Raw genomic sequence first — 278 nt, forward strand, 5'->3', positions numbered from 1 at the left:
AGGCCGCGGACGCGCCGCGCGGTCTCGAGCGAGAGGTCCCGGTCCACGTACACGGCGTCGGCGTAGACGGCGGCGGCCACGGGGACGGTGTTCTGCGCCAGGGCAGCCACGTCGTAGGGCGGGCCCCACTGCGTGCGCTCGGCGAGCAGCCGCGCCGTGCCGGCCAGGGGCCGCAGCCGGGGGTCGACCTCGTCGGACCAGGGCATGACGTGATCGCCCGAGGGCAGCGGGACCGGGGTCGCCTCCGGGCCGAGGTCCGGGGGCTCAGCGGGCATCCG

The 278-nt window shown here is 78.1% G+C and carries 1 pseudogene; it reads right to left on the minus strand.

Annotation, left to right across the window (positions count from 1 at the left end):
* A pseudogene (locus KVS67_RS11930) lies at positions 1-278 on the minus strand (alpha/beta hydrolase); the annotation flags it as partial.

It is taken from the genome of Micrococcus sp. GbtcB5 (genome assembly GCF_019091605.1).
Lineage (GTDB): Bacteria > Actinomycetota > Actinomycetes > Actinomycetales > Micrococcaceae > Micrococcus > Micrococcus luteus.